This is a genomic window from Mesobacillus boroniphilus JCM 21738 (genome assembly GCF_000517385.1).
Lineage (GTDB): Bacteria > Bacillota > Bacilli > Bacillales > Cytobacillaceae > Mesobacillus > Mesobacillus boroniphilus.
Genome location: NZ_BAUW01000105.1, coordinates 1 through 11,247, shown reverse-complemented (window position 1 = coordinate 11,247; position 11,247 = coordinate 1). Strand labels below are relative to the sequence as shown.

General features: G+C 43.5%; 18 protein-coding genes and 1 pseudogene. 11 read left to right on the top strand and 8 right to left on the bottom strand.

The genetic code is table 11. The features are described from left to right. Positions 1-257: 257 nt before the first annotated feature. The 3 genes and pseudogenes from JCM21738_RS18965 to JCM21738_RS18960 form a co-directional block, all read right to left on the bottom strand. Positions 258-2,380 (bottom strand): annotated as a pseudogene (locus JCM21738_RS18965) (MMPL family transporter). Positions 2,381-2,461: 81 nt separating this feature from the next. Continuing rightward, the gene (locus tag JCM21738_RS22725; RefSeq protein ID WP_148296147.1) at positions 2,462-2,677 is read right to left on the bottom strand and encodes a hypothetical protein; all 216 of its coding nucleotides are present in this window, start codon (positions 2,675-2,677) and stop codon (positions 2,462-2,464) included. Between the two features lie 2 nt (positions 2,678-2,679). After that, positions 2,680-3,333: a MerR family transcriptional regulator gene (locus JCM21738_RS18960; protein WP_052019793.1), complete on the bottom strand. Its 654-nt coding sequence runs from the start codon at positions 3,331-3,333 to the stop codon at positions 2,680-2,682. 173 nt (positions 3,334-3,506) lie between these two features. Between JCM21738_RS18960 and JCM21738_RS18955 the strand changes: the two genes are divergently transcribed. Beyond that, a complete protein-coding gene (locus JCM21738_RS18955) occupies positions 3,507-3,704 on the top strand; it encodes a DUF378 domain-containing protein (protein ID WP_023626156.1) in 198 nt (65 codons plus the stop codon). Between the two features lie 110 nt (positions 3,705-3,814). Beyond that, the gene (locus JCM21738_RS24840; protein WP_023626155.1) at positions 3,815-3,991 is read left to right on the top strand and encodes an SE1832 family protein; all 177 of its coding nucleotides are present in this window, start codon (positions 3,815-3,817) and stop codon (positions 3,989-3,991) included. Between the two features lie 285 nt (positions 3,992-4,276). Here JCM21738_RS24840 and JCM21738_RS18950 read toward each other — a convergent pair whose 3' ends face one another. Beyond that, the gene (locus tag JCM21738_RS18950; protein ID WP_023626154.1) at positions 4,277-5,353 is read right to left on the bottom strand and encodes a Gfo/Idh/MocA family protein; all 1,077 of its coding nucleotides are present in this window, start codon (positions 5,351-5,353) and stop codon (positions 4,277-4,279) included. A 106-nt stretch (positions 5,354-5,459) separates the two neighbouring features. On the opposite strand from JCM21738_RS18950, the gene JCM21738_RS23570 reads away from it, so the two are divergent. The 6 genes from JCM21738_RS23570 to JCM21738_RS18925 all read left to right on the top strand — a co-directional run bounded on the left by JCM21738_RS23570 (position 5,460) and on the right by JCM21738_RS18925 (position 7,828). Then, a complete protein-coding gene (locus tag JCM21738_RS23570) occupies positions 5,460-5,636 on the top strand; it encodes a DUF4083 family protein (protein ID WP_023626153.1) in 177 nt (58 codons plus the stop codon). A 120-nt stretch (positions 5,637-5,756) separates the two neighbouring features. Continuing rightward, positions 5,757-5,966 carry a hypothetical protein gene (locus JCM21738_RS18945; protein ID WP_023626152.1) on the top strand — a complete coding sequence of 70 codons (210 nt, stop codon included), beginning with the start codon at positions 5,757-5,759 and terminating at the stop codon, positions 5,964-5,966. A gap of 92 nt (positions 5,967-6,058) precedes the next feature. Then, positions 6,059-6,307, top strand: a complete 249-nt coding sequence (locus tag JCM21738_RS18940) for a hypothetical protein (protein ID WP_023626151.1) — start codon at positions 6,059-6,061, stop codon at positions 6,305-6,307. Positions 6,308-6,327: 20 nt separating this feature from the next. Next, positions 6,328-6,603, top strand: a complete 276-nt coding sequence (locus JCM21738_RS18935) for a hypothetical protein (protein WP_023626150.1) — start codon at positions 6,328-6,330, stop codon at positions 6,601-6,603. 183 nt (positions 6,604-6,786) lie between these two features. Beyond that, on the top strand, positions 6,787-7,020 hold the full coding sequence (locus JCM21738_RS26285) for a hypothetical protein (protein WP_023626148.1): 234 nt from the start codon (positions 6,787-6,789) through the stop codon (positions 7,018-7,020). Positions 7,021-7,261: 241 nt separating this feature from the next. After that, positions 7,262-7,828, top strand: coding sequence for a DUF4256 domain-containing protein (locus JCM21738_RS18925; RefSeq protein WP_023626146.1), 567 nt, complete (start codon positions 7,262-7,264; stop codon positions 7,826-7,828). 89 nt (positions 7,829-7,917) lie between these two features. Here the strand turns inward: JCM21738_RS18925 and JCM21738_RS23565 are convergent, their stop codons facing one another. Together JCM21738_RS23565 and JCM21738_RS26280 are read right to left on the bottom strand one after the other, a co-directional pair. Next, positions 7,918-8,481, bottom strand: coding sequence for a M3 family metallopeptidase (locus JCM21738_RS23565; protein ID WP_232215880.1), 564 nt, complete (start codon positions 8,479-8,481; stop codon positions 7,918-7,920). A gap of 24 nt (positions 8,482-8,505) precedes the next feature. After that, positions 8,506-8,679, bottom strand: coding sequence for a hypothetical protein (locus JCM21738_RS26280; RefSeq protein WP_232215911.1), 174 nt, complete (start codon positions 8,677-8,679; stop codon positions 8,506-8,508). Positions 8,680-8,835: 156 nt separating this feature from the next. On the opposite strand from JCM21738_RS26280, the gene JCM21738_RS26275 reads away from it, so the two are divergent. From JCM21738_RS26275 to JCM21738_RS18910, 3 genes are all read left to right on the top strand, one after another. Next, positions 8,836-9,015, top strand: a complete 180-nt coding sequence (locus JCM21738_RS26275) for a hypothetical protein (RefSeq protein WP_243463097.1) — start codon at positions 8,836-8,838, stop codon at positions 9,013-9,015. Then, complete coding sequence (locus JCM21738_RS18915) at positions 9,000-9,329, top strand: fasciclin domain-containing protein (protein WP_243463096.1); 330 nt, start codon at positions 9,000-9,002, stop codon at positions 9,327-9,329. The genes JCM21738_RS26275 and JCM21738_RS18915 overlap by 16 nt, the downstream gene beginning before the upstream one ends. Before the next feature lie 149 nt (positions 9,330-9,478). Next, positions 9,479-10,663, top strand: coding sequence for an MFS transporter (locus tag JCM21738_RS18910; protein WP_023626141.1), 1,185 nt, complete (start codon positions 9,479-9,481; stop codon positions 10,661-10,663). Between the two features lie 33 nt (positions 10,664-10,696). On the opposite strand, the gene JCM21738_RS18905 is transcribed toward JCM21738_RS18910, so the two are convergent. After that, complete coding sequence (locus JCM21738_RS18905; protein ID WP_023626140.1) at positions 10,697-11,020, bottom strand: hypothetical protein; 324 nt, start codon at positions 11,018-11,020, stop codon at positions 10,697-10,699. Continuing rightward, a partial coding sequence (locus tag JCM21738_RS26270) for a hypothetical protein (protein ID WP_035209887.1) occupies positions 11,017-11,247 on the bottom strand: 231 nt, incomplete at its 5' end. The genes JCM21738_RS26270 and JCM21738_RS18905, both read right to left, overlap by 4 nt.

Below are 11,247 nucleotides of genomic sequence, written 5' to 3'. Positions count from 1 at the left end.
AAATCCAAGGAAATCATGGAAAAGTGTCCGTCATCAAGGTCATGACGGACAGAAATTCAGTGAAATTATGAAAAGTGTCCGTCATCGAGGCTATGACGGACAGAAAACCTGTGAAATGGTGAAAAAGTGTCCGTCATCAGGGTCATGACGGACAGAAATCCCGGAGAATCATGGAAAAATGCCCGTCATCAAAGGTTTAGCAACGGACTTCACCACACAAATAAAGGCAGTCCCAGAGCGCTGGGACTGCCTTTGTCTTATTTACGTTGTACGGCGACGGGTTCTTGATCTTTTTCAAAGAAAAGGATCAATGCTGGCAGCAGCATGCCGCGCACGAGGAATGTGTCGATCAGGATTCCGACTGCGACGATGAAGCCGAAGACGAATAGGTCGGCGATGGGCATCGTTGTCAGCGCTGCGAAGGTTGCAGCCAGGATGACACCGGCTGATGAAATGACGCCGCCGGTATTGCGGATCGCGATTTCAAGGGCATCCTTGACTTTGTGTGCCTTACGCTCTTCAATGAATCGGGAGGCCAGGATGATGTTATAATCGATTCCCAATGCCACCAGGAAGATGAAGGCGTAGACTGGAACGCGAGAGCTTAGGGCTTCGAAGCCGAATAAGACGTCGACGAGGAAGATTCCAAGCCCCAGCGCAGATAGGTACGATAGCAGGATGGTTCCCATCATGTAGATGGACATCTTGACCGAACGCGTGAGAGCGTACAAGAGTACCAGAATCAACACTGTTTCCAGGAGCACGATTTTTACGATATCGCGGTTATTGATTTCCCGTTCGTCTAAAAGCTTTGCTGTGACTCCGCTATAATAAGCTTCTCCATCAATCGCAAGCTCGTCCAATAACTCAGGAGTTTCACCGCGCAGGTCTCCGATAAAATCAATTGCTTCTGTCGAGTATGGATTCATTGATAAAGCAACGTTTAATTTCAAGGCTTTTGCATCCTCGGTTTGTGCGGACACCCGGACGGATGCATCTCCTCATAGCTTTGCCATTTTTCGATAATTGCATTTGACTCTTCCTGGGTAAAAGCCTCTTCGCTTTCAAGCAAGAGTGTAGTCGGTGCCAGTTCCCCTTTATCAAACCTCTCCTCGACGAGTTCATAGCCGACGCGGGAAGGCAGGTCTTCAGGGAATTTTTTTACCGTATCAAATTCAAAGTCCAGATTGAAGACATTGAATGCTGTGACGACCAAAAATACGGCAACAAGCCCGCCCGATATTCCAGGCTTATTGACGACAAATCGGGCGACTGGTCCCCAGATTCCATGCTTGACTTCTGTTTCCTGGCCATACTTCGGAACCTTAGGCCAGAATGCTTTGCGGCCGAATAATGTAAATAATGCCGGTAGCAAGGTGACGGAAGCAATCATGATATAGAACATCGCAATCCCGAATACAGGGGCGAAGTTGAGATAATCGCGGAAATCGGCAAAGAATAATATCAGCATCGCAGCTAACACAGTGCCTCCTGCGAAAAACACAGGCTCAGCTGTTGCACGCATCGCGTATTTCATTGCCTCGTACTTGTTCTCATATTTGTTCAGTTCCTCGCGGTATCGAGAGAAGACGAACAAGGAGTAGTCAATGACCGCTGCGAAAAGCAGGATGCTCATGATGGAGGAAGTCTGGCTGCTGACTTCCAGGCCGCCAGCACCCATCAGTGCCACACTTTGGTTCACGACCTGATAGACAATAACAGTCGCGAGAAGCGGGATGATTGCAAGCAGTGGTGAACGATAGATAACAATCAATAAGATCAAAATAATCAACACGGTTGCGATCAACAGGACAAAGTCAGCTTGTTCAAAAAGCTTGACCGTATCGCCGGCAATACCGGCAGGTCCAGTAATATAAAATTCTGTGCTTTCAAGGTCTTCAGCAATCTCGTTGCCGGTTTCCAGGGCCTTGTCATTAATTTCGGAATACTGGCTGTTCCCAAGCCCTTTTTCCAGCTCCATCGGGACGATCATCGTTGAGCCATCATCTGATGTAAAGCCTCCCAAAGCTTGAGGAGGGAGTGCGCTGATATCAACGATTGTTTCGATTCCTTCGATATCCTCAGCGACAATTCCGTTGAGGATTTGTTTGACTTCCTCCAGATTGATGCCGCCATTTTTATTGTGGAAGACCAGGATTCCCGGTGTACCTTGTTCGTTTGGGAACAGTTCTTCAGTCTTTTTCTCTGCTATCATTGATTGTGCTTTATCAGGAAGCGATTGGAAGTTGGTAGTTTTATATTCGCTAAGCATTGGTCCAGCACTTAAGCCAACCATAAGGACAAGCCAGGCGATGATCGTGATCCACATTCCACGCTTCGTTGAAACCCAATCGGTAATTGGATACAACAGCTTTTTCACTAGTAAACCTCCCTAATAAGATTCCATTTTAATCTTATCATTTCTCCCATTTATAAAAACAAGGGATTTATAGAGTTTTTGTTAACGCATAAATGAGTCATACCATTTATCCCAATCCGAACCCAGGGAGTAGGTGACAGATTTGGACTCCAGCTGTGGACAATCTTTTACGCAGCTGCCGCCCACAATGAACTTCAGAGAAGGGTTCATTTTGAGGCATGACTGAATCCAATCCTCGACCTTTTGAATTGGTTTCGGATTCGTCATGGAAATCGCGACAACGCTAATGTTTTTCATTTTTAGCAAATCTGCAATCCCTCAAGCGGCGTATTCGGGCCCAAATAGATGACATCATTGCCTTTCTTTTTTAAAAATAGGCTGAAGACCATCAACCCGATTTGGTGCTGCTCTCCTTCCGGGCAGAATGCCATCACTTTCGGAAGGGCAGGGTTCACAGGCAGAATCCTCAGGAACTGGGTGCAGCGGTTGATGATGAACTGTGAAGCAAAATGCTCCTGGGCAACGCTTATGACACCATTCTCCCATTCATCCCCGACCTTATACAAAACCTGGACTAATATGTGGTGGAACACCTCTTCGTAGTCATACAAGGAAAAAGCAAGGTCTGCAATCTGATTTGCTTCTTGAGTATCAAGGTTGACCAGTGCTTTGTAAAGCTGAGCTTTTAGTTCGTCGTACTTGTTATTCAGTGATGTAGATGTGGCAGAAGCCGGAGGGGATTCCTGCAGCAGTCTGACCGCGTCACTGATTTTCATATTCTTTTCGTGCACTTGTGTCTTAATCCACTTTAGTGTTTCGACATCCTTTTCACTATATAAACGGTGACCGCCCTCGGTCCTGTTGGGAGCTACGACATTGTAGCGGTTTTCCCAGGCCCTGATCGTCACGGCGGGTATATCCAATCGTTCTGATACCTGTTTGATGCTATACAAACTTTTCACCTCCATTCTTATCATTATAGATAAGTTATACAAGAATTACACAACTTTAAGGCTGATAAATCAACATTTTAATAAAAATATATAAAATGTTTGCTAATATTGTATAGTTTTTGTATAATAAATCTCGAAAGGTTATACAAAATTATACAATTGGTGGTGTCAAAATGAAAACATTGAATTTGGTATCATTAGTATTGCTTATTGTCGGCGGTTTAAATTGGCTTTTGGTTGGATTATTTGAATGGGATTTGGTCGGAGGTCTTTTTGGAGGCATGGACAGTCCAATCGCAAAAGTGGTCTATATCCTAGTAGGGCTCGCGGCCATTTACAGTATCACACTTTTGTCTAAAGTGAATAAATAGGGAAAAGGGCGTACAGAAACTTATCTGTACGCCTTTTGCATGTATCTTGAATTAAGGCCCTCATATCGCTATTCTAAAAGAAGTAATCGTCATAACAGGGGGATCAGTCAATGGATAAAAGAGAAATTGAATACAAAATCGTCGAACTGAAAGACGAGTATCTGCAGCTGCAGCATAATCTCGATAAGTTGGAATCTGTAAAAGGCAACCTGCACCCGCTGGAAAAGCGTCTTGCTGCGATTGAAGAGGAATTAAGCTCATTAAACACAATGCTTCGTGATATGTAGAATGACAAGCCTGTTCTGAAAAGGAATCAGGCTTTCTTTTTGCTATATAAAAAGGCATGAATTCGATAAGGATCGAACTCATGCCGAGTTAACAGGTTTCTCAATCATTTCTGTAAGTTGTAAAAAATTTAATGCTTGATTGAAACGATTTTTCCCCATCGGCTCCAGCTTTAGACACTATTAATCAAACGTTTGATTAATAGTGTTTTTAGAGCTTTTGTTCTCAGAAGCCCGCTCTGTCATATCGAATCCATGCCTATTAACTCTCTGTCAATTTAGAATCCTCTATTTTACTTCTACTTTTCTGCCTTCGCGAGCAGATGTCCTGACTGCATCCAATACTTTTTGAGTTGAATGTCCATGTTCGAAATCAGCGAGGTACGGGTGTTTCTCACTGGAAACCAGTGTTTCATATAGTGCATCTAAAGCCCTTTGGAAGCCGTTATAATACCTTGCTGCGACCTGTGGCATACTTGAAGGTGCTTCTAACTCCGGCTCTAGCTCGACTTCTTCTAGTGGAGAATTTCCGGTGGAGAGCAGCACCTTTTTGTCATCCAGCATAACAAGTGTGCCTTCAGTACCGTAGATTTCAAGTCGCCATGTGTGATCGGTTTGGCGCGCTGCAGAAAGGAGCTCAAGCGTTACAGTAGCCCCGTTTTCCAGAGAGCCGATAATCTGGAAAGCATCATCCGCTGTTCGATTTTCGGTATTCCCGTTTTCGTCAGTCCAGGTGGGAATGTGAATTGGCAGCTGGGCAAACACATCTTTAAATGAGCTGTCCATCCACCATTGAAGAGCATCTGTCATATGAGATCCAATAGCCCCAAGCATTCCGCCGCCCTTTTCTTCTTGTCCCAGCCAGCCACGCGGTTTTGTAGTCAGTCCGGTATAATTGGCAAAAGAGCACTCATAGCGAACATGTAAAATTCCCCCGAGTTTCCCGCTTTCCATGATTTCTTTTATCTTCATACGAGCGGGCAAAAAGCGGAATTCATGATTGATCAACGCGAGTTTGTCTGCCTTGTCTCTATCCGTAATCATTTCTTCTGTTTCAGCAGTATCCATGGCCATTGGTTTTTCACATACTACATGAACGCCCTTCTCGAAAGCAGCGGCAACCATTTCCTTATGTAAATGAACCGCCGAAGCGACTACCACTAAATCGAGCGTTTCCTTTTCGATCATCTGGCGCCAGTCGGCATAGACATTTTCAATCCCGCTGGCTTTCCGTGCTTCCTCGATATTCCCCCTCGATACACTCGAAATAGCCACAACTTCAAATCCTTCATGGTGGTCCATCATTGGCGCATGAACTTTAGCACCAAACCCCGTTCCGATAATTCCCACTCTAAACTTTTCCAAAAATACCACCTGTCCTGAATATAATTTAATAGTAAGTCCGGGAGGGGAGGAATGTAAAACAAATAAGAAAATATAGTATAATTATCCAAAAAAGAGGCGGGATAATATGAACATTGGAGATCTATTATTTCAATTAATATTTTTCATTTTAATAATTGGTATTGTGGCTGCTGTTTTTTATGCTGTCAGGTCACTCGTAATAAGGGAACCTGATAATTCGAAGAGTATAGAACGGAAACTGGACCGAATAATTGAGCTGCATGAGAAGGAAAATAAAGACTAAACAGCTTATATGATTGTATGTCGGCGCATGTTATAATGAGGAACTTAGATGAATTTTACACATAATTGCCGGATGCCCGAAAAGCCTCCGACTAGCGATCATATATGGAGGTATAAGTACATGAATAAACGTTGGACAATTGATAAGATCAGAGAGTTTGTGGAGAAAAATTCAGAGAGTAAGCTGCTGACGACAGAATACCACGGATTTTCGCAAAAATTACTTTTCAAATGCGCTTGCGGCAATAATTTTGAAAAACCCTTCAAGAAATTCAAGGATAACCACCAACGCAAATGTGAAGTGTGCCAGCCGCCAAAGCAGTCACGCTAGATGAACAAGATGAATTGTAAAATTTAAAGCTGCCGGGTGCAACCGAGGTGGCTTTTTTAAGTGGATAATTATTTCCAGAAGAAGCGTAAATCATGGAAGGATTAACGCTTCTTTTTGTTGAACTTATTGAAAAGAATCTTACAGGAGTTACAAAAATAATAATGAAGAAATATATGTTGAAAAAAGACTTTAAGGGTTTGAAAAAAGGCACTCAATTCTATTTGATTGCTGAATCTGAGTTCATCGGTATTAAAGAGTATGTGCTTCGAACCAGGGATTTACGAATCAGGATTGAAATTAATGATAAAGAGTTTCGGAAGAATTTTATTTTGCTAAGTTAGAAATGGGGGCAAAGGTTGTCATGTATTTGTTTTTAGCCATACTGTTAAGTGTCATACTAGGTTACCTGCTATTTGTTATGGGGCCGATTGTAGGTGGCATCCTTGCCTTCGGGATTATTGCAGGCAGTCTATTTAGAGGGATTTACTTACTGAATGACGTCCGTAAAAGGATTGCGACTATATCGCCTGATGCTGCAAAAGTACAAGAGCAGGTGCAGGAGCCGGCACATGAAATCGTTCCTGAACATTTGCAAAGCCCGCTCGCTTATAAAAAATACCTGGAAGCAAAACAGTAGAAAGGTGCGATAGACCGACTGGGTTGACCAATATGGAGGAGGATTCAAATTGGAATTCGCAGAATTAGTGGTTTTTGGGATTGTCTGGGGAGGCTTGCTGGTTTACTTCTTAACGCCTATTAACAATAGAATCAGTAGCTAAGGAACTCAAGGGTTACTGTCCCAAAGGCTTTTAAGGAGAGTTTGACTAGACTGATTTTACATAAAAAGGCCATTATGGCATTGCTATTATTAGTGATCTCTTTAAATTACATCTGGTCGTATTTTGGATCGATTGATGACTATAACAAACTACATGGAATCGCAAGCGAATCAATGAAACCACAGGCGATTTTTTACATGATTAGTTTAACTTTGTATGCCGCAACTCTCTATATATTGCTTGCAGTTAGAAGGGCGGTTAAATTTAAAAAGTAATTTTGTCCAGGGGGGACAGGTTTGAAAAGAACTACTAAACTGGTTATCGTGTTTCTTATGATAGTAAGTTCATTTATTGTGTCTTACGGCTCTGATTCCGAAACGCTGAAGAATGTTGGAAAGGGCCTGTTCACTGTTCTGGTAGCTATAATGGTTTGGGACGCATTCAGAAAGACCCATAATGATAAAGATTAATAAAGAGATTTTACAATAAGGAATCAAAAACAAGGAGAGTGCTAATATGGCAAAAGGAAATAAAGAGTTGTCACGAGAACAACAGGAAGAACTGCTGGAAACTTTGAAAACTCGTTTTGAAAAAAATATGAACAGACATGAGGGTCTTGAATGGACTAGTGTACAAGCTAGGCTTGAAAACAATACTGAAAAATTGTTGTCGCTCAATGAGATGGAGGCAACTGGTGGTGAACCGGATATTGTGGGCCTTGATCCAGAGACAGGCGAATACATTTTTTATGATTGTTCAGTGGAAAGTCCTAAAGGCCGGAGAAGTGTTTGTTATGATCGCGACGCACTGGAGGCAAGGAAAAAGCACAAACCAGAAAATAGTGTGATGGATATGGCAGCTGCAATGGGCATAGAACTTTTAACGGAAGAACAATACCGGGAGCTGCAGAAACTTGGCAATTTCGATCTGAAAACGTCGAGCTGGGTGCAGACACCTGAGAATATTAGAAAACTCGGCGGGGCGCTTTTTTGCGATCGCCGCTACGACACGGTTTTTGTGTACCACAATGGTGCGGATTCCTATTATGGTGCAAGAGGTTTCCGGGGGTCGTTAAGGGTCTGATTCTAGAATGAAATTTAAAATTAAAGAGAAGAAGCCTGGTGTTTGTTAAATGCCAGGCTTCTTCTCGTGTGGCCTTCCTTCCATCAAATTCAACGTGTAAAGGATATTTGTTGTGGTATAGCTTTAATAGACCGAAAGTTCATAAGGAGGGGAGTCAAATAATGACCCCTTGAACAAAAAGCCCCCGTGCTTTTCCCGACATTGTCAGCATAATCCACCCATCTCTCGGATAGAGCCGTCTTGATCATCTTGCTGTACTCCGGCCCCATGATTTCGAGTGCTTTCTGAACCGTTTCAGCTGCCTCTTCATACCTGGTCTCTATTTTATAATCCCGATCCAGAGGCGCTTTAAGGTCGGCATTCGTCATCTTATCCAGACCTAAGACGCGTTTTTTCAATTTAGCATAACGTCTCATATGCGGAGCCAGCTCTTCCTGGATGATATCCAGCTGGTTATCGTACATCTCCCGGGTGACCTGCTGATCATGCAGCAGCATATCCGTGACAGAATCATAGTTCCTTAGCCGGGACATCGCCACCACCTGATTCACCTGAGTCGCATAGGCTGCCGCAAAGGTGTGCTTATACTGGTTTAATGTCTTGTTAAAAGAATCATACGAATTGCGGCGCACGGTTGCTGACGGCGAAGACACGTATTTGCCTGAGTAAAGAGCAAATTAAAGAGGAATTTCATTTCCTTCGTCATCGATAAAAGGATCAAACTGCATATCAGACAATTTGCCGCGGTTGTAAATATTGTACGGGGAACTGAACAATGAACCAAGAGCCGCAAGCGTTTCCTCCGTCTCCTCTCCAAGTGCGTGAGGCTTGCGATCCTGTAAGTCTTCCAGGCAGCCTGGTTTTTATTTATGGCTTGAATTTCTCCGAAGTTTTTAATAAAAAAGAAGCTTTTTAAATACATGGATAAATATCCAACTATGTAGAATACTACCTTTTGTAAAATACAGAGGTTATAAAGGCCTCTATTGGAAAAAGGAGTGATTCACATGATGAAGAAATTTGCGGTAGTACTTTTTGCAGTGATGATGGTGGTGTCAATTGCAAATCCTGGTTTTGCTGCGGACAATCCTGGGAACAAAAAGGACATAGTTGATACTGCAGTATCAGCAGGAAACTTTAAAATCCTCGCGGCTGCCTTGAGAAAGCCGGATTGGTCGAAACCCTGAAAGGTGAAGGGCCATTCACAGTTTTCGCACCGACGGATGAGGCGTTCAATAAGCTTCTGAAGGATCTGGGGATTACAGCAGATGAGTTATTAGCAAGACAGGATCTCAAGGATATCCTGCTGTACCATGTGCTGCCCGGCAAAGTCATGTCAGGCGACTTGAAGGAAGGAATGCAGGCACAGACACTTGCAAAGAAGAATGTCACCATTTCACTTGACCCGGTTCAAGTAAACGAAGCGAATGTCGTAACACCTGATGTTGAAGCATCAAACGGCGTCATTCATGTTATCGACAAGGTATTGCTGCCAAAATAAGTACGACAGACTGGATTCCATGCGGATTCAGTCTTTTTTTGGGTCAAGACTCTGATGGTTCACCACCATGGACATTTATGATGTTAAACGGTATAATTAATTCGGTTTTCGAAATATTATTTTACATCTTAGAGTTTGAAGGTGAACGTATGCAAAAAGAAAAACTATGGACGAAGGATTTCATTTCGATTTCTCTAGTGAATTTCGTGATGATGCTTTCGATGTATTTATTGATTGTCACAATGGCTTCCTATGCGACTGATACGTATGAAGCTTCAACGAGCATGGCAGGATTGGCGTCCAGCATCTTTATCATCGGGGTTCTTTTTGCCAGATTGTATGCCGGCAAGGAAATCGCGAGGATTGGCAGCAAAAAGATGTTAATCGGAGGAATTTTGTTTTTCGTTCTGATAACTGCACTATATTTAATTCCGTCAAATATCTACGTCCTCCTGATCGTCCGTTTTCTGCATGGTGTTGGGATTGGGTTCGCAGCCACAGCAACGGGGACGATTGTGGCACAGGTTGTTCCTGCGAGCAGGAAAGGGGAAGGAATCAGCTATTTCAGCTTGAGCGTAATTTTATCAACCGCGGTTGGTCCGTTGATTGGCCTCGCAATGATTAATGAGTTTGGCTATCAGAGCATGTTCATTTTTTCCCTGGTCGTCGGGCTGGCCAGTTTGCCAATCGCCCTGATGGTAAATGAACCTGTTGTGGATGATCAGGGAGAAGGTGAAAATAAAAGCAGAAGCTTCAGTCTGGCAAACTATTTAGAACCAAATGCATTGCCGATTTCGATTGTCACGTTCGTCATTGCGCTAGCCTATTCAGGTACTCTATCATTCATCGCGTCATTTGCGAAGGAAGCTGAATTGACAGAGGCGGGCAGCATGTACTTCTTCGTTTATGCAATGGCAGTCCTATTTTCCCGTCCATTCACCGGGAAGCTGATGGACGCAAAAGGTGCGAACAGCGTTGTGTATCCGGCATTGATTGCCTTTGCCCTTGGGATGTATGCACTAAGCCAGGCGCAATCCAGTGCCGTGTTCCTGCTGGGAGCCGCGCTCATCGGGTTAGGGTATGGCAATTTCCAATCTGTCGCACAGACGATAGCCATTAAGATGACACCCCCGCACCGCATGGGAATGGCCACGTCGACCTTTTTCATCATGATGGATATCGGAATTGGCTTCGGGCCATTCCTGCTGGGATACATGATTCCGGATTTCGGATATCGCGGATTGTATCTGGCGATGGTGCCATTAATCATAGCAGGTGTCTTTATCTACTACTCTTTGCATGGTAAAAAAGAGAAAATGAAGGCTTCAATATGAAAACCTCGCCGAGCATTGGCGAGGTTTTACCTTTTACATATTCGGTGCATAATTGGTATTCTTCTCAACGTCAGTTTTCTCTGCCAATTCTTTCATTTCCATATGAGTCTGCGGGAAACCATTGGCCACCCATTCTGCACGCATGGCAGAATCAAGCTGTGTAAGCCCTCTTTCAGCGGGGTCTAGACCAGCATCGACACTCTCCATTTGGTCAATTTTCTCGCTGTTCCTCATGTCGGTATCCTCAAGAAAACGAATCGCATCCCGCTGGCTTTTCCTGTATGCAGCTGTCAGCAAAACAGCTCCGCCAGCTAAAAGCAAAGAAGCCCACACAAAATTCTTGGTCGATTTCTTCATCGTCGTTTCCCTCCATTCGATAATAACTCCTCTTGAACTCTATATTCCCGTTTTATGTGACTATAAAGAGTCCAGTTATTTACATTTTTGTTGCAGGACTGGCTGGAGTCTTGTTGGAATTTTGCTGAAAGGTCCCATAGAAAAATTCTATCTGCCGAAATGGTGGTTGTTCTTGTATAGAAAGATTCTATAAGCCCGAAATGGGGGTTTGGTCCTGTAAAAGGTCC

Coding starts and splice junctions, on each gene's coding strand:
- JCM21738_RS22725 (WP_148296147.1), bottom strand. CDS start 2,677: ATGAAAAACATTAGCGTTGTCGCGATTTCCATGACGAATCCGAAACCA.
- JCM21738_RS18955 (WP_023626156.1), top strand. CDS start 3,507: ATGAAAACATTGAATTTGGTATCATTAGTATTGCTTATTGTCGGCGGT.
- JCM21738_RS24840 (WP_023626155.1), top strand. CDS start 3,815: ATGGATAAAAGAGAAATTGAATACAAAATCGTCGAACTGAAAGACGAG.
- JCM21738_RS23570 (WP_023626153.1), top strand. CDS start 5,460: ATGAACATTGGAGATCTATTATTTCAATTAATATTTTTCATTTTAATA.
- JCM21738_RS18945 (WP_023626152.1), top strand. CDS start 5,757: ATGAATAAACGTTGGACAATTGATAAGATCAGAGAGTTTGTGGAGAAA.
- JCM21738_RS18940 (WP_023626151.1), top strand. CDS start 6,059: ATGGAAGGATTAACGCTTCTTTTTGTTGAACTTATTGAAAAGAATCTT.
- JCM21738_RS18935 (WP_023626150.1), top strand. CDS start 6,328: ATGTATTTGTTTTTAGCCATACTGTTAAGTGTCATACTAGGTTACCTG.
- JCM21738_RS18925 (WP_023626146.1), top strand. CDS start 7,262: ATGGCAAAAGGAAATAAAGAGTTGTCACGAGAACAACAGGAAGAACTG.
- JCM21738_RS26275 (WP_243463097.1), top strand. CDS start 8,836: ATGATGAAGAAATTTGCGGTAGTACTTTTTGCAGTGATGATGGTGGTG.
- JCM21738_RS18910 (WP_023626141.1), top strand. CDS start 9,479: ATGCAAAAAGAAAAACTATGGACGAAGGATTTCATTTCGATTTCTCTA.
- JCM21738_RS18905 (WP_023626140.1), bottom strand. CDS start 11,020: ATGAAGAAATCGACCAAGAATTTTGTGTGGGCTTCTTTGCTTTTAGCT.